This window comes from Methylobacterium sp. 10 (assembly GCF_000519085.1).
In the GTDB taxonomy this organism is placed as follows: domain Bacteria; phylum Pseudomonadota; class Alphaproteobacteria; order Rhizobiales; family Beijerinckiaceae; genus Methylobacterium.
Genome location: NZ_KI912577.1, coordinates 837167 through 852564 on the forward strand (window position 1 = coordinate 837167; position 15398 = coordinate 852564).

At 60.2% G+C, this 15398-nt stretch carries 15 protein-coding genes; 12 read left to right on the forward strand and 3 right to left on the reverse strand.

Features of this window, described 5'->3' with window-relative positions:
• Positions 1–34 precede the first annotated feature (34 nt).
• The 6 genes from pucL (at position 35) to K368_RS27270 (ending at position 4895) form a co-directional block, all read left to right on the forward strand.
• Entirely contained in the window at positions 35–874 is an 840-nt protein-coding gene (gene pucL, locus K368_RS0103825; RefSeq protein ID WP_027171231.1) for a factor-independent urate hydroxylase, read from the forward strand.
• A 395-nt stretch (positions 875–1269) separates the two neighbouring features.
• Complete coding sequence (locus K368_RS0103830; protein ID WP_027171232.1) at positions 1270–1521, forward strand: hypothetical protein; 252 nt, start codon at positions 1270–1272, stop codon at positions 1519–1521.
• Positions 1522–1560: 39 nt separating this feature from the next.
• Positions 1561–1683, forward strand: coding sequence for a hypothetical protein (locus K368_RS27560; RefSeq protein ID WP_280940221.1), 123 nt, complete (start codon positions 1561–1563; stop codon positions 1681–1683).
• 711 nt (positions 1684–2394) lie between these two features.
• Positions 2395–3930, forward strand: a complete 1536-nt coding sequence (locus tag K368_RS0103835; RefSeq protein WP_027171233.1) for a glycosyltransferase family 61 protein — start codon at positions 2395–2397, stop codon at positions 3928–3930.
• 484 nt (positions 3931–4414) lie between these two features.
• The gene (locus K368_RS27265) at positions 4415–4597 is read left to right on the forward strand and encodes a hypothetical protein (RefSeq protein ID WP_027171234.1); all 183 of its coding nucleotides are present in this window, start codon (positions 4415–4417) and stop codon (positions 4595–4597) included.
• A gap of 43 nt (positions 4598–4640) precedes the next feature.
• Positions 4641–4895 carry a hypothetical protein gene (locus tag K368_RS27270; protein ID WP_348625521.1) on the forward strand — a complete coding sequence of 85 codons (255 nt, stop codon included), beginning with the start codon at positions 4641–4643 and terminating at the stop codon, positions 4893–4895.
• 594 nt (positions 4896–5489) lie between these two features.
• On the opposite strand, the gene K368_RS26980 is transcribed toward K368_RS27270, so the two are convergent.
• Entirely contained in the window at positions 5490–5696 is a 207-nt protein-coding gene (locus K368_RS26980; protein WP_197030976.1) for a hypothetical protein, read from the reverse strand.
• A gap of 57 nt (positions 5697–5753) precedes the next feature.
• Here K368_RS26980 and K368_RS26985 point away from each other — a divergent pair, with 57 nt between their 5' ends.
• A complete protein-coding gene (locus K368_RS26985; RefSeq protein ID WP_197030977.1) occupies positions 5754–6422 on the forward strand; it encodes a site-specific integrase in 669 nt (222 codons plus the stop codon).
• Between the two features lie 6 nt (positions 6423–6428).
• Here K368_RS26985 and K368_RS26450 read toward each other — a convergent pair whose 3' ends face one another.
• Complete coding sequence (locus tag K368_RS26450; protein WP_155935000.1) at positions 6429–7154, reverse strand: hypothetical protein; 726 nt, start codon at positions 7152–7154, stop codon at positions 6429–6431.
• A gap of 535 nt (positions 7155–7689) precedes the next feature.
• Here K368_RS26450 and K368_RS26455 point away from each other — a divergent pair.
• The 5 genes from K368_RS26455 to K368_RS0103880 all read left to right on the forward strand — a co-directional run bounded on the left by K368_RS26455 (position 7690) and on the right by K368_RS0103880 (position 13477).
• The gene (locus K368_RS26455; RefSeq protein WP_155935002.1) at positions 7690–8139 is read left to right on the forward strand and encodes a hypothetical protein; all 450 of its coding nucleotides are present in this window, start codon (positions 7690–7692) and stop codon (positions 8137–8139) included.
• Between the two features lie 839 nt (positions 8140–8978).
• Positions 8979–9218 carry a hypothetical protein gene (locus K368_RS26460; RefSeq protein ID WP_155935003.1) on the forward strand — a complete coding sequence of 80 codons (240 nt, stop codon included), beginning with the start codon at positions 8979–8981 and terminating at the stop codon, positions 9216–9218.
• A 780-nt stretch (positions 9219–9998) separates the two neighbouring features.
• Positions 9999–10427 (forward strand): hypothetical protein, encoded by a 429-nt coding sequence (locus tag K368_RS27275; RefSeq protein ID WP_245259487.1) that lies wholly within the window; start codon positions 9999–10001, stop codon positions 10425–10427.
• A gap of 1165 nt (positions 10428–11592) precedes the next feature.
• Positions 11593–12222 carry a hypothetical protein gene (locus K368_RS23865; RefSeq protein ID WP_051439747.1) on the forward strand — a complete coding sequence of 210 codons (630 nt, stop codon included), beginning with the start codon at positions 11593–11595 and terminating at the stop codon, positions 12220–12222.
• A 148-nt stretch (positions 12223–12370) separates the two neighbouring features.
• On the forward strand, positions 12371–13477 hold the full coding sequence (locus tag K368_RS0103880; RefSeq protein WP_036265939.1) for an FAD-binding domain-containing protein: 1107 nt from the start codon (positions 12371–12373) through the stop codon (positions 13475–13477).
• A gap of 285 nt (positions 13478–13762) precedes the next feature.
• Here the strand turns inward: K368_RS0103880 and K368_RS0103885 are convergent, their stop codons facing one another.
• The gene (locus K368_RS0103885; protein ID WP_027171239.1) at positions 13763–15286 is read right to left on the reverse strand and encodes a sensor domain-containing diguanylate cyclase; all 1524 of its coding nucleotides are present in this window, start codon (positions 15284–15286) and stop codon (positions 13763–13765) included.
• Positions 15287–15398: the final 112 nt, after the last annotated feature.

Below are 15398 nucleotides of genomic sequence, written 5' to 3' on the forward strand. Positions count from 1 at the left end.
TCTTCATCCACCGCCCCCCTCCTGGGAGACAAGCATGCCCCTGATCGCCTCCAAATACGGCAAGGGCCGGGTGCGGGTGATGCGCCTGACCCGCGACGGCGATGACCACACCCCGCGCGAACTGTCCCTCGCGGTTCTGATGAAGGGCGCCTTCGATGCCGCCTGGACCGACGGCGACAACCGGGCCTGCGTCGCCACCGACAGCGTGAAGAACATCGTCAACGTGGTCGCGGCCAAAAACCTGTCCCTCGACAAGGAAGCCTTCGCCGAGGCCGTCGCCGCCACCTTCCTCGACACGTATCCGCAGGTCGAGGAGATCCGGATCGAGGGCAGGGAGACGCGATGGCTGCGCCAGGCCATCGGCGGTCGGCCGCATGGCCACGTCTTCACCCTCGACGGCAACGGGACGGGCTACGTCAAGCTCGTGGCGAGCCGCGACGGCGCGGTGATGCAATCGGGGCTGCGGGGCTTCACCTTCATGAAGACCACGCAATCGGGCTGGGCCGATTTCGTCGAGGACCAGTACCGCACCCTGGCCGATGCCACCGACCGCATCGCCGCGACCGCCATGGACGCCACCTGGACCTGGGCGAGCGCGCCCGCCGACTACACCGCGACCAATGCCAGGGTGCTCGACATCCTGATCGAGGTCTTCGGCACGACCTACAGCGCCAGCGTGCAGGACAGCATGTACCGCATGGGCGAGTCGGTCCTGGCGGCCATTCCGGAGATCGCCGAAATCGGGTTCGCCATGCCGAACAAGCACTACATCCCGATCAACCTGACGCCGTTCGGCCTGGAGAACCCCAACACCGTGTTCCTGCCCACCGACGAGCCCCACGGTCAGATCGAGGCGACGATCGGGCGAGGCTGAGCCGCGCGATCCCCGGCCTTCGGGCCGTGGGGACCGTTCTCCGAACGGCTTTCCGCAGGGCCGTGCCTGTGGAGCACCGCCTCTGCGTCGGACCTTCCCCCGCACGCCTGGACAGCGCTTCTGAAGTGGAGAAGCATGGACCGGGAAAGATGCATGCCATGCTGCCCATTTCTGCCAGTAAATGTCGCAGCCGCAACCAAGGCCATGATATGAAACAGCTTATTTCCAATGCTCCCGGACCGGAGGAGAGGGCTCGCGCGTTCGGCGCCTGAACATGATGCACACGCCTTGTTCATTCCGTGTTGCCCTGCGAGGCAGCGATGCACAAATTCTAGGTTCTTAGGCGAGGCCACTCCTCTCCTCAGGCCGTCCGGCCCGAACCTGGGACTCGATCCATGACCGCACACCTCATTCTGGGAGCCGCCCTCGGTCTCACCCTCTCCGGCGCCGCCTTCGCGCAAAGCTACACCGCGCCGGCCGGCATCCCGGCTGCGACCGCCCCCGGCGGTCTCGACGGACTGGCCGCCGCCCGCAACATCGGCGAGTACGACAGCCGCTTCTCCCGCCCCGTACGCGCCCGGATCGATGCAGGCGGTGCGGTCACGACGGGATCGGTGAGGCAGACGCCGCCACGGCATCGCTACTGAGGCCTCGACCGGAGGCCAAGCACCGCCGGCTGCCTGGTCATGCGATCTACTAGGCCGCCCGGCCTCACGGGCCGCTGGCTGATCCAGCGCTTCGCCGAGCAGGCAGCGGACGATCCCATGCCGGCCGACGCGCGCTCACCGGGCGCGGTCTTGTCGGGCTGACTCATTCTCAAGGAAAAGGCGATCACGCGCGGAATGCTCGGACGCCTCGCGGTCCCTAGCGCAGGCGGGATGCAGGCAAGCGGAGATCGCCCCCTCGACAGGCTGCGACCGAGACGCGCGAACCGGCAGCCAAAACCCCAATGCAGTCGCGACCGCGGCTGGCTGTTCAGGATTATACTGGACGATATCGAGATCAGATCAGCGATTTGCTAGGTGGGCGCACAAGGGTTCGAACCTTGGACCCGCTGATCAAAAGGCACAGCCAAACCATTGATCTGACAGACGGGCGTTGGAACGTGGGGAATGGGGACAGCGATCAGATTACCGCTTCAAGTGCAGGTTGAGAACGAGGCTGTGGTGATGAGGGATGCCATCGGAACGGGGTCGATACGTCTATTTCGTGGACGAGCGGATTCACCGACAGGGCGCCCCCCCCCCGCGTCACGAAAACCGAGGCTGTGGAGATTGCCTGCGTCATCGCGCAGACGCGGACTGATCGGTTTGCTGGACCGGAAATGGACAAGCGCCCCTGCCCCACCTCGACCGGACGACATGTGAGGAAGCCCCTTCAGACATTGTGCCTGGAATGCAACATTCGCCACCATAGATTGTGGCATCGTTCAAAACATACATTTGATCGTTGTGCTGCCTAATTGTTTTCGATCAAACTCTCGTGATCTCACACATTCGTGACGACGCGGGGCTTTCCGGATGGACACTGAGCTTTCTGAGCAGGGGCCGGACGAGGCGTCCGCCGCAGAGGGTGGCCCCCCCAGCCATCGACCCGGCCCCGAGGTCCGCAAGCTGATGCGTCAGGCACAGACTCTGGCTGCGCAGGGCCGGTGGCGGAAGATCATTCAGGTCGCTGACGACAGCGATTTTGCAGGACGGCCCGAAATTCTTGAGTTCCGCCTTCGCGCCGCTATCGAGCTTGATGACAAGTCCGAGATAGAGCGGTGCCAGCCCTTGGTCATCGCGGTGGAGAGTGAGGCCTATCGGGTCAAGCTGGCTTCGACTTTGGTCAACGCCAATCTGCCGAACGAAGCAGCGGCGATCATAGGCTCGCTGCCGGCCGATTTCAGGTCTTCTCAAGCGTCGAACGTCGTCCGCCGCATTAGAGCGACGACCAAGGATGCTACGGCTCTCAAGCGAGTCCAGCACCTCGTCGCGCCGCGTCCCAAGAAGAAGCTGGGCGCCGACGACGTGATCCGGCACCCCGGCGACGTCGATGATTTTGCCATTCCGAACTCACAGATGAGGACCGTGGCGCTCGAAGGTGTCGGTCCCTCGTTCGAGGCTTACATCCACGATCTGTGGAGGCTGTTCGAGAAGCGGATGGAGCGGAAGCCCTATCCGTTCGTACGAGAGTTCACGGATGTCTTCGTCAACCAGGAGGGGCGGATCTGGACGCTCGATGGGACGGACCTTCGTGCCTCCAGCGCCGCGAAGGAAGCACTCGCCGATCCCGCAACAGTGCCCAACATAGACGAAGCCTACCTGTGCATCGGCGGGAGCAAGGGCTATTACGATTGGATCGCCGACCGGCTTGCAAAACTGAGCTGGTGCTTGGCGCCCGAAACACCGGACTGCGCCATCCTTGTCAGGAAAGAGCAGCGTGGCCTTGCCTTGGATGCACTGGGTACCCTTGGCGTTCCGGCGGATCGGATTGTCGCCCTTGAAGGCGTCGTATTCTGCCGAAAGCTGTATCTTGGAACCTCATCGACGCAGGCCATGCCCCGCAAGGCAGCGTACCATCACACGTACGGGCGTCTGATCGAGGAAGCAGCAAAGAGGAACGACGGATCGACGCCGCGACGTTTCTATATCTCGCGGCGCGACACACCTCGTCGAGCCATGCTGAACGAAGTCGAGTTTGAGCAGACGATGGCCGACAATGGCATTGTGCCAGTGATCCTGAGCAAGCTCGGTCTCATCGAGAAGGTGAGTCTGTTTCACAACGCCGATGTCGTCGTCAGCGCACACGGCGCCGGCCTAGCGCACTTGGTGTTCGGTAGACCTGGCCTGCAGGTCGTCGAGATGATGCCAGCGGCGATGAGCCAAGTGACCCAGATGAACATCAGAACCTGCTTCTCGATGATATCGAGGGCATTCGGGCTTGACCACACGATGATCCTGTACCCGGCAAACCCAACCGTTTCCGATTGGACCGCCGACGGCGCGCTCATCAAGAGCGTGTTGCACCATGCCAGATCCGAAAGCAGTTCCGTGGCTCGCGCTGCCGAGTAGAGCGCGACAAACGAAGAACCCGTCACGGCGTAAGCCGGGCGGGTCAAGGCACTGTCTCGTGGGACGATCGATACCGGCGATCAAGCGCGTCGTGTCATGTAGGGGAGTGGGACACGCTCAGCATGCGCGTCCCGGCCATGCGTCCGGTTCTCGATGGCTTGCCCTCGCTCAATGGCGGCCAGCAAACCCGTCCGCACCTTCGCCGTAGACCGATTGATTCGCACGCATCCCGCTCGGCCGCACTTTCGACGATGAATGGGACGATGGCGACAGTACCCTCAACGACAATGGCGGCGGCGACCGATTCGTCATCTACGAAACGCCTGCCTATGTGAATGGCGGCGCGGGAACCGCCTCCCTCTCTTCGTCATGGGCGGCGGCTCCGTGAGCCTGACCAACACCAACTTCTCCAGCGTCGAGACGGTCTAGATCTGCAGCGATACGGATCTCGACATGTTTGAGGTTTGCCTAAAGGAACCGGATCATGTTCCAGACCTCTGCAGACGTGGAGATTGTCCGCGCCGTGAGAGCCGACCGCATCCAGCTCTCCAGGGGCAACACTGTCATTGAGGGCACGCGCGGCGGCGACAAGATGTTCTCGGGGAGCGGCAGCGACACGATCAGCTTCAAGGGCGTGTCCCGGCGAAGCAGGATGTGCGGCCGCTGATAGCCGAACCGCCGGCACCGCTGCGCTGCTCGCGGGGATCGGTTTGGGGAGCATGCCGACGCACATGCTGCAGGCAGGCCTGGCGGCCGGCCGCCTCATCGAACTGCACCTGCCGAAGGCCAAGCACCGCCGGCTGTCCTTTGCCGCGCAATCTTCCGGACCGCCGGGCCCCGCGAGCCGCTGGCTAATCCAGCGCTTCGACGATCAGGGCGCCGACGAGCCCTGCCGCCCGACACACACTCACCGACCCCGCCGTTCGCGGTCTCGCCGGGCTGACCCATTCTCAAGGAAAAAATGACCACGCGCGGAATACTCGGACGCATCGTGGCTCCCAGCGCAGGCGGGATGCCCGGACGCAGAGATCGCGCCTTCGAAAGGCCGCGACCGAGACGTACGAACCAGCAGAAAAACCCCCGATCGTGGTCCCGACCGAGGTTAACTGTTCCGGATAGTACTGGACGATATCGCGATCAGGTCAGCGAGATATTTGGTGGGTGCACAAGGGTTCGAACCTTGGACCCGCTGATTAAGAGTTTGCGGTGTTTCTATCTCAGGGGTACCTACCACGTCCCTAAGTAACTGATTTTGTTAAGCTGACTGCCCGGGATTACCTTGCTGGGGCATCGCGATCACGCTACGACGGTTGCTAGTTGAGCCCCTAGCGACCAATCATGATTCAGCCAAAGCGCCTTACGAAAGCAGCCGTCGAAGCCCTTATCCCAGGGGAGACCCTATGGAACTCCGAACTGAAGGGCTTCGCAGCTCGCTGTCAGCGTCGTGACCACGTCTACGGCTGAAGTACCGCCTCGACGGGCGGCAGCGGTGGTTCACCATTGGAAAGCACGGTTCGCCCTGGACGGCCGATCTAGCCCGTCGGGAAGCCAAGCGCCTGTTAGGGCTGGTTGCAAGCGGCGAGGATCCAGCGACGAAAAAGGCCGTCGCTCGAACCGCACCAACTGTCGCCGAACTCGCGGACCTTTTTCTCAGCGAGCACGTAGAGGCGAAAAATAAGGGCAGCACACATGCTGAGTATGCCCGGCTCGTCGAGCGGCTCGTGAAACCGCAGCTTGGCAGCAAGCGGGCTGACGAAGTCACGCATGAGGAGGTTCGCCGGCTCCATGTGAAGCTTCGAGCTACGCCTTATCAGGCCAATCGATTGATCGCCCTGCTTTCGAAAATGTTCAGCTGGTCGGGGCGTAGAGGCGAAATCAATCCCTGCACGGGCATCGAACGATTTGTCGAGAAGAAGCGCCGCCGCTACCTGTCAACGGCCGAGCTCGGCCGCCTAGGCGAAGCACTGGCAGCTTTCGAAACCGAAGGCGGAGTCTCCCCTCATCCAATCGCGGCGATCAGGTTGCTGCTGCTAACCGGCGCCCGGCTAGGCGAGATCCTCACGCTTCGATGGAACTATGTGGATCGCGAGCGCGGCTGCCTCAAACTGCCGGACAGCAAAACCGGGGCAAAGGAAATTCACCTCAATGAGGCTGCGTTCGCCGTTCTCGACGCCATGCCGCGCGAACTTGATAACCCCTACGTGATCGTCGGCCAGCGGTCGGGCGGCCACCTCGTCAACCTTGAGAAGCCATGGCAGCGGGTTCGGGCTCGTGCGGGCCTGGACGATGTGAGGCTTCACGACCTGCGACATTCCTTTGCCTCCATCGGCGCCGGCGCGGGCCTCGGCCTACCAATGATCGGCGCCCTTCTTGGGCATACCCAGGCGGCGACGACGGCAAGGTATGCGCACCTCGCCGTTGACCCGCTGAGGGCGGCCAACGAACTTATTGGCCAACAGCTAAGCGCCCTGCTAAAAGCAAAGCGGTCATAGGGTTCGTTAACGCTCGATACTAAGATAATCAAAAGAAGGCTTAAATTGCGTCATTATTAACTTTATAAGCTCTCTAGTTTTTTCATTATTCTCCGCTGTGATCTGATCGATAATCTTGCCACTTGCCCGGTCAATACAACGAATATCAATTAAATTTTCGCTCGCAAATGGCTGTTTTTGCTTTGCAGCTATGCTTGGTGCGGCTGCCCTTTGTTTTTTGGGACTAACCTTACTCATTTCACGCGCCCAACGATCAACACCCTCTCCCTTAACTTTGGATTTTTCAGAAACTTTGGTCGGGTGAATTTTTGAGTGCTGTAAATAATCAATGGCTCGCTTATCGCGGCTGTACAAGCGTTCGGCCTTTTTGCGTTCAACGTCGTTTTTAGCACCGTATGATATAAGACTCTCGACTACGAGACGTACTTTATTGTCTTTCGTCAGCTTTCGATTCAGATTCTTAGCTAAACTATTAAGTAATCTTATATTTTGTTTTTCATCTATGACGATCAACAATGAGTATGCTAAAATAATTGCTTCAAGATGTGCTAATTCGCTATTTTTTGAAAATTTTGACACTGCTAATTTTAGTGCCTTGTTGATATCATAGTCATCGCTGTTTGAGACATAATCTATATCAAATGCCAGATTGAGATGAGCCTCGGCATCCTGAACAACTGCAGGGTCATTGTGTTCTGGTCGAAATATGATGTGGGCGTCGGCGCTGTCCATCTCATTCGAAACTGGACGGGGCCGTGTGTCGTGCTTTCCGCTGGGTGTTCTCGACGCTTTCATTGCATGTCCTCATTCCGTTTAACGGAAACATACCAGCGATGAAGCGCGCTGCCAATGCCCCTCTCTGACTTCGCCAAATCGCAGCCCGGCCCGAAAACAACTCACCCGTATGACGCCGATGGCTAACTGCACCTGCAGCTAACCGCACCGATAGCGCGTGCCTTGGTTGCGTAAAAATTGTCGTCACGAACCCGAGGAACGCAGTGATGGCAAATCGATACATTCACGACACGGCAGCTGAAGCATGCGGCACTTATGCGACCGCCATACCCAACCCTGATGTACTCCTGGACGAAACGGCTGTAGCCCAGCGACAAGGACGATCTGTCAAAACCCTACGTAATCAACGTGTTGCTGGCGACGGCATACCATTCCTCAAACTTGGACGTTTGGTGCGGTACCGCCTCAGCGACGTCGTTGCATGGGAAGCCACTTGCCTGCGTAGCAGCACCAGCGATCAGGGGGGCGGCCGATGACCAGCCTACCTCACGATCTGTCGCCCGAACTTTTGGCCGAGCTCGAGGAGAAGGGCGCCAAGCACCTGCCGACCGTCGAATTGCTCCAATTGAAGCAAACGAAAATGCTGGCGAGCTTCGTGCATGGAAATGTGCCACGCCATCGATGGGAACAACTTATTGCGTGCGAAGGGCGCGGTTGTCCGAACCGCACATGTTCATCAGCGTGCTGGTACGGCGAACGAGTGACGTTTCTGACCTTGGCTGCGCAGGCGCATGACCTGCTTAGCCAAACTGGTATGCCCCTTTGGTTCGTCACGATAGTTGACCCCCGTTATGAGGTGTCGGCCGGCAAGCTTGGGGCTTTGTCACTGGATGCCATGCAACGAGGCCTTCGCAGGCGCCTGAAGCCTATTGAGCGGGCCTACGGCCCCTCCATGTTTTCGGCGCCATTGAAGTCAGCTTAGAGTTTGGGCGCGACGGTGAACCGTACTGGGGGCCGCATTCACATTTTGCGATAGCAACGCGCTGCCCGGAGGCTGAACTAAAAGCAGCCCTACGGCCTGCGGGTGTTTTGCCGCGAGGCGCCCGGCCGGTCGTACTGAAAGCGGTTTACAATTTGGGGAACGCCCTTAGCTACAGCGGGAAGCGAGCGCCAGCTATGCGAGTGCCTATGACCGGCTCGCGTGGCACGCAGGATCGTTGGAAGGTGCCAATTAGCCGTCAGGCCAGCTTGGAGCATGAAACGTGGCTACTTGGCCTACGGCCGACTCAGCCACTGATCCTGTGTGGCCTTAGGCGGGTTCACGGCAAGCTGGTTTTGTTGCAATGATCAGCATTGCCAGTGACATCACGAAAGCCAATGCGAATACGCCTGTGTACCCCATAACGGTAGTTTCAGGGGTGATACAGAGTTAGTTGGGGCTATTTGATCATTGTGGTAGTGTCGGGTTGATATACAGCACATCGCCCCTATACCCTGCCGTATCAAGTTGTTTCCCATCAACTCAATAGCTGCAGCCGCTCACAGTGTCGGTGAATAGCTTTATTTTCGTTGCGGTGGTGGCTCCGCGAATCGACACATAGCCGCTTAATAGGGCCGATAGCCATTCTCTCGCAAAGTATGCGCATGGCCCCATCACCAAGCCACCTATGCCTATGAGATTAGGTTTTATGGGCTGTGTTTGCCCCATGACGCAGACGCAAGCGTGGGCCCCATTGTTTTGCGTAAAGGCTATGTGGATGGCGAATGCGCCAATCCTGAACCTAACGACATGTGCATTACAAACAGGAAGGAATTTTACCAATGCCGACAAGAATCCAACAGGCTCGCGTGAGAGAGGAAAGGCAACGTCTTGCGCAGGATTTGGTGCGGAGACAACTGGATGAGTTGCTTGCGGACTGGGAGGGCAAGCCGTCTGAGGTGCTGGAAGCCGTGCTGGATTACGCGGTCGGAACGATCAGCGTACTGCAGCCTGAACGTAACGCTGCGCTTGCACATCGCTTTATTTTCGCTTGTGAAAAACGCGGAATTCGAGTGAAGTAATTTAACGCAAACACTCTGGGCTGCGGGCGCTGGTGTGCAGAACCCGCAGCTCAAACTATCACGACGTCGGGTAGCGCCTCATCCTCCCGAAAGCGAGTGGATCACGGGAGGAGCGCTTCATCGGCAGCCGGGTAAGGTTGACTGGGCTTATTGACGACCTGCTAGGGCGTTCGACATGCCAAAGTCGCCAAGCTCGCCCTTAAAAAACCTCGGGCTGGGTGATCCCTATGCCCACCTGCTTGCAGTGACTCGGCCCGCTCTCGTGCTTGCCCCGCCAACACTGCTTGAGAACGTCACTGGCCGCCTTGCCGAAGCCGGTGTGATCGATGCCGTAGCTCGTGGCGATACCGGGCCGGTGTACGATTGGCTTATGACCCTTGTACCGCTGCAGGGTATCTCCGATGCAATCGCGTTCGATTATGCCGAACAGCATGGAAGAGCCACGTGGGCTGCTGTCGTCGCAGCGTTGAACGCTTTGCCTTCGTGCCCCCGCCTTCGCAGGTACTGGGCCTTTGCGGACTGCGGCTATCGCAAAACTGCGGGCACATGCGCTGAAGCTCGCCATCGCCCAGCTTGCCCGCTGCCGACCCTACCGCTGCGGAAGGGGGGGCTGAACCAAGCCGCTTACAGCCTCGCCTTGTTCATTCGGGATGTGTGTGGCGGTGACTTCATCGGCTGGCTCGACATGCGGCTCGCTGAGGCCGATCCCGGCATTGGCATGCGCAACCGAAGCCAAGCCATGCGCGCGGCCGTCCTAGCCCCCTCACGTCGATTGCAGGCGTGTCGGACAAGCTTTGGTCAATGATGCTTGCCGAGTTGCTGCTTGTCGCCGACCCGAACCGTGAGCGTTGGGTGACCACCGGCGCCAGCATGATCGCCATCGACAGCCTCGTGCACAACTTCCTGCATCGCAGCGGCGTACTTCAGCGATTTGGTACCGACCACACCTACGGACCCGCCTGCTACGCTGCAGGTGGGTGTGCCGCTATCATTGAACGCCTTGCCGAGCGCGTCGATGCGCGTGAGTTCAACCCCGCCTTCCCCGCGACTTTCCCGCACTTCGTCCAACACGCGGTTTGGCTTTGGTGCGCGGAGTGGGGCCTGAACCTGTGCAATGGTCGCAAGATCGATGACACTAACCCTTGCCAGCAAATCTACTGTCCCGCCCACTCAGGCTGTGATCGGGTTGCCCTTCGTGAATCAACGTGAGGGTAGAAGCCGGTCGCGTTCTTATTTTAATGTGGCCGACGCATTTAATCGCCCGCGTGGGTTACAAGTTGAGATAACGCCAAGGCCGCAGCCGACGCTTGGATTTTTGCTCAGGTAAGGTATCGAAGGTGAGCGACCTCCTAGCCATAGGCAACACGCGGCAGCTAGTGGTGGAAATCTGACGGTTGGCATCGTCCACTCACGACCCAGGCTGTGTGGAAACGCAGCCTCAGCCCGAGAGGCTAGAAGGGCCTTCTACGCAGCGCATTTTCTGGCGCATCAGGTGACTGTTTCCTTGCCACAGCCAAGAGTCCCGTGGGTACGAAATCAGCTCAATCGGATTGGTCCAAAAGGGGAGAGAGCCTATGTGGGGACGGCTTGTTACCCATCGTATCGATCCGGCAATGATAAGGCGGCGACGGCAGCACGCCACAAACAAGATAACTATCGCTTCAGTCTATCAATATTCATAATATCTCAATGATCGTTCATTTGCCTTTCCGGCTCGGCTGGATAGCCGCGCTCCTGTTTATGGCAGGCGGTATCTGGCTTCTGTACCTCCTGCCAAGCACCCATGATTCCGCCTCGCAAGGCGATATTGGGCTCGCTATAGGCTTGGTCGTGCTCATCTATGGGCCCTTCGCACTTTTGGCCCAGTTATTGTCTATCGCCGCCGGATGGCGTCATTGGCGGCTCGGACTCATCTTTTTGCCTCTATGGACATTTCCATTTTTGATTCCCTACATTGTGTACATATTAAGCAAAAGCTCTTGATGGCTATGATCGGTGAGCGAATGACCGCTTCCCGCTTGATGCGTCCCCACGAGCAAATGCGGTGACAGCTGTTCAGGCTGACCGGATCAGCTTGGATGCGTCCACATCGGTCAACGCCGCCAATGAACTACCGGTTCTTGATGACTTAGCATGGTTGCCAGCGAAGGGCACAAACCCATCTTCAGGCATACGGTTGACAAAAGGATATTATTCCTATATACCGGTGTCAGTCGCTGCTTTTGCGATGCGCCGATTGCTGATGACGATGCCCCCGAGCACCACGCAACGCCACATTGAGAAATGCGCTCGAAGGCGTCGGCCTCGACCCCTGTCCATCGACCACACAGCAAGGCAGCCTTCGGGCCGCCTTCTTCGTTTCAGGAGCCCTGTGATGACCACGCCAACAACCACCGCAAGCGAAGCCGCCAACGAACCCAATGACGCCGCGGCAACGGCTACTGCCGACAGCGCCACCACGCCGGCCGTGATTTTGTTCGGCACCGATGAGGGCGGCAAGCCACACGCCTCGACGTTCACCCACGCCGAAGTCGAGCTCGCCGAGCGAGCGGCCGGGCTAATGGGCTTACGGGTACTGCACATCACAACCGACGAGCATCGCGCCGTCGCCGCTCAGCTGCCCGCAGGCCGGATCTTTGCCCAAAGCGGGCGAGGGTTCGTGCCGTTCGTTAAGAAGGCCCTGTACGAGCGCCTGACGACTTTGGCGGGGCTGGGCGAGGCGCCACCGCGCCCGATACAAACCATGGTGAGCTCACCGCCCTCAAACGATGCCACTTCGCCTGCCGGTGATTTCGCACGCCCTGCCAGTTGGGATGCGGTCAAGGTCGGCAGCTTGGTGCTCGCCTCGACCGGGCCTCAGGAGGGCTGGTTCGAATCGGTTGTCGTCTACACAAAGGCCGACAGCCTGTTCGAACTGCGCTGGCGTGATTGGCCTGACGAAGCGCACTTCGTTCGGCATCGCGACGCGCTCGCGCTGCTCAGCCCACTCGACCCCGGGGCGTAGGGGCAGCGGCATGACAACGATCTCGCCCGTCGCTGAGCCCCGCTGCCGTTTGTAGCCTTCCCAAACTGAGGACCAATGCTCAGGGAATCCGTCGCATCGGCTTCGCTCCGTCGCGCGCTAGCTCACAGTCATGGATCGTACCTTTCCCATGACCCGTGCAGCTGGGCTCGACCGCCTCACTGCCTTTCTCGCAAATGAAGGAGGGGAATATGCCGGGTCCCGCAACTTTGATCGGGGGCCCGAAGCGAGGTCCACGACCTCGGCGCTCTCACCCTACCTGCGCCGGCGCCTGATCACCGAGGCCGAGGTCGTCGCTGCGGCCGCCTCCGCCTTTGGTGACGAGGGGGCTGAGAAGTTCGTCAGCGAGGTATTCTGGCGGACCTACTTTAAGGGCCACCTGGAAACTCATCCCGCCGTCTGGACAGATTACCTCTCATTGGCATCTGAGGGCCATGAGCGGCTCACTGCCGAGCCTGGCCTGCGGAGGATCTATGAGGCTGCGGTCGAGGGGCGGAGCGGCATCGACTGCTTTGACGCCTGGGCGAGCGAACTCGTCGAGACAGGGTGGCTCCACAACCACGCACGCATGTGGTTCGCCTCAATCTGGATCTTCACCCTTCGCCTGCCTTGGTCCCTCGGCGCCGAGTTCTTCATGCGCCACCTCGTCGATGGCGATCCGGCCAGCAATACGCTCTCCTGGCGCTGGGTCGCCGGCCTGCACACCCGGGGCAAGCACTATGTCGCCCGCGCCGAGAACATCCGTCGCTACACTGATGGCCGCTTCGACCCGGTCGGCCTCGATGAGTACCCCGATGCGCTCGACGAGCCGATGCCGCCCCGAGAAATGCCGTTGCCGCTGGCGGACCCCGTGCCGGATGGTGAGATCGCGCTTCTTCTGCACCTCGACGACCTGCACCCGGAGAGCCTCCCCCTCGGCACCGCCCGGGTCGCCCAAATCGGAGGGCTGATCGCTCATGCTGACGGCGCCTCTGACCGGGTCAAGGCTGCGGATGAAGCCGCGATGGCGGATGCCCTGGTGCGAGCCGAAGCCTATTTCGGATGCGCGGTTGGCCACGCTGATAGCGGTTGGGCGGACAGCCTGCCGGTTGTGACCGCCTGGGCCCCGGTCGGGCCATCAGCGATGGCGCTGCCAGAGGGTTGCCGCCGCATGCGGCGGACTTGGGACAAGGCAGCTTGGCCTTTGGCGAATCGCGGCTACTCCAGGATGAGGAAGGCCATCCCTAAGCTCTTATGAGGGGTTGCCGGCTGATTGGTAGGACTGCTTACCGAGCTTGCCTTCGTCTGCGGTCGCGGGCGAGCGGTACTCACGACCATTCACAGCGGCACTAATGCTGAACCATCGCCGGGAGCCAGCATGCTTTCAGGGCGGATGGCCGCCGACGACGTGGGGCCGCGATGACTCTTCCTAAGCTAAGCGGCCCCTACGACCGGGATATCGGCGATTCGGGTGGCGTAGCGCAGCGAGCGTATTTCGAACCGTGTGGATCACTATCACTGCGCTCCGAAAACCGACTAACAATCAGACCTCGACAAAGCGAATTGGCCTGTCGCCGATACGCTCCGAAGTTTCGGCTGGGGCGCTTCGCGTCCGATTGCGGCCGGCCACCTTGGCCTCGTAAAGCGCCGCGTCGGCCCGAGCGTAGAGTTCCTCGGCCTGGGAGGCTCCGGAAGCCGTCCCGATGCTTACCGTAACGGTCCCCGGCGCAATACCAGCCATCGCCACCGCCAATCGCGATACTCGGGCATGCACCTCGTCGGCGATGCGGAGCGCACCGGCCTCGTCCGTATTTGGAAGAAGCAGCACAAATTCCTCGCCGCCCACCCGACATACCAAGTCACCCGGGCGGGTCACGCTTTGCCCGAGGCAGTTTGCGAGGCCCTTGAGCACTTCATCACCAATGGCGTGCCCATAATCGTCGTTATATCGTTTGAAATGATCCGCATCGACCACGAGCAGCGACAACGTCTTTCCAGTTCTACTCGCTTCCATTCCGGCACGTTTGTAAGCGTCCTCAAAGCGACGACGGTTTCCAAGGCCAGTCAGCGCATCCGTCTGAGAGAGCCGAGCCACCTCGGCGTGCATCTCTGTGCGACGCCGGAGCTCACGTCCGAACAGCAAAGACAGGGAGATGGTCACGCCGCATAGGGCCAGTACGATGGCGGCGATGCCAAAGGCTTTGATCCGCCATTGCGCCTCGACCTCCGCAGTGCCGAAGGCCACGTTGAGGACGAGCGGCAAGTCCCCTACTTGGGTGAAGGCATAGTGCCGCTCGACGCCGTCGCGAACCGACGTCCCTACGAAGGCGCCACTGCCCTCGCGGACGAAGCGTTCGAAGTTCGGCGTGCCGGCGAGGCTCACGCCGACGTCAGCCTCACCGTCTGGGTGACGCACGATGCGTGTGCCGTCGCGCAGAAAGAGGTTGATAGCCCCGTCGCGTCCGAGGCCGATGCGTTCGAACAGCTGATTAAAGTACGACAGTTTCAGGGTTCCAAGCGCGATGCCGCCAAAGGAGCCATCCGGCTTATCAATGCGACGACTGAACGGAAGCATCCGCTCACCGGTCAGGCGGGAAACGACAGGCTGACCGATGAACAATCCGACGTTGGTCCGCCCCTTGTGGACCTGGAAGTATCCTCGGTCTGCGAAGCTCCCATTGCGTGGCGGCAAGGAGCCAGCATCGACAGTGATCTCACCGTTCTCGTTGATAACCAGCAGGGTACCAAGATCCTTCGCCGTTGCAGCGCGGTCGAACAGGATCAGTTGACGCAGCTTCGGACTGGCCTCTGCCGTCTCTGAGGCGGAGAGGTTGTCAACGACGGCCCGCAGCGACAGGTCTATGACTTCGACATTTCGAGCAATGTCGCGCTCGACTACCTGCAGCAGGTTGCGAGATGTCTGCTCGGCCCTTTCCCAGGCGTCACGCCTGAGGTCGAGCAGCAGGAGACCTGATATGACCAGCATGCCAATCGGCGCGAGCACACCGAGCGCGACCCAGCTCTGGCTGGACCGCAGGGCGCGCGGCAGGCGTTTGAGAAGCGGCATCACCGAGCGTTCCCAAATGTTTCGTTGCTAAGATTTTATGCCACCGTTCCGCCCGGGCGGTTCCGGACAGGTCAACGCACTAGCGGTTCCGACTCGTGCGTTGTTCTCTAAG

Coding starts and splice junctions, on each gene's coding strand:
- pucL (WP_027171231.1), top strand. CDS start 35: ATGCCCCTGATCGCCTCCAAATACGGCAAGGGCCGGGTGCGGGTGATG.
- K368_RS0103830 (WP_027171232.1), top strand. CDS start 1,270: ATGACCGCACACCTCATTCTGGGAGCCGCCCTCGGTCTCACCCTCTCC.
- K368_RS27560 (WP_280940221.1), top strand. CDS start 1,561: ATGCGATCTACTAGGCCGCCCGGCCTCACGGGCCGCTGGCTGATCCAG.
- K368_RS0103835 (WP_027171233.1), top strand. CDS start 2,395: ATGGACACTGAGCTTTCTGAGCAGGGGCCGGACGAGGCGTCCGCCGCA.
- K368_RS27265 (WP_027171234.1), top strand. CDS start 4,415: ATGTTCCAGACCTCTGCAGACGTGGAGATTGTCCGCGCCGTGAGAGCC.
- K368_RS26980 (WP_197030976.1), bottom strand. CDS start 5,696: ATGCGTGACTTCGTCAGCCCGCTTGCTGCCAAGCTGCGGTTTCACGAG.
- K368_RS26450 (WP_155935000.1), bottom strand. CDS start 7,154: ATGGACAGCGCCGACGCCCACATCATATTTCGACCAGAACACAATGAC.
- K368_RS26455 (WP_155935002.1), top strand. CDS start 7,690: ATGACCAGCCTACCTCACGATCTGTCGCCCGAACTTTTGGCCGAGCTC.
- K368_RS26460 (WP_155935003.1), top strand. CDS start 8,979: ATGCCGACAAGAATCCAACAGGCTCGCGTGAGAGAGGAAAGGCAACGT.
- K368_RS23865 (WP_051439747.1), top strand. CDS start 11,593: ATGACCACGCCAACAACCACCGCAAGCGAAGCCGCCAACGAACCCAAT.
- K368_RS0103880 (WP_036265939.1), top strand. CDS start 12,371: ATGACCCGTGCAGCTGGGCTCGACCGCCTCACTGCCTTTCTCGCAAAT.
- K368_RS0103885 (WP_027171239.1), bottom strand. CDS start 15,286: ATGCCGCTTCTCAAACGCCTGCCGCGCGCCCTGCGGTCCAGCCAGAGC.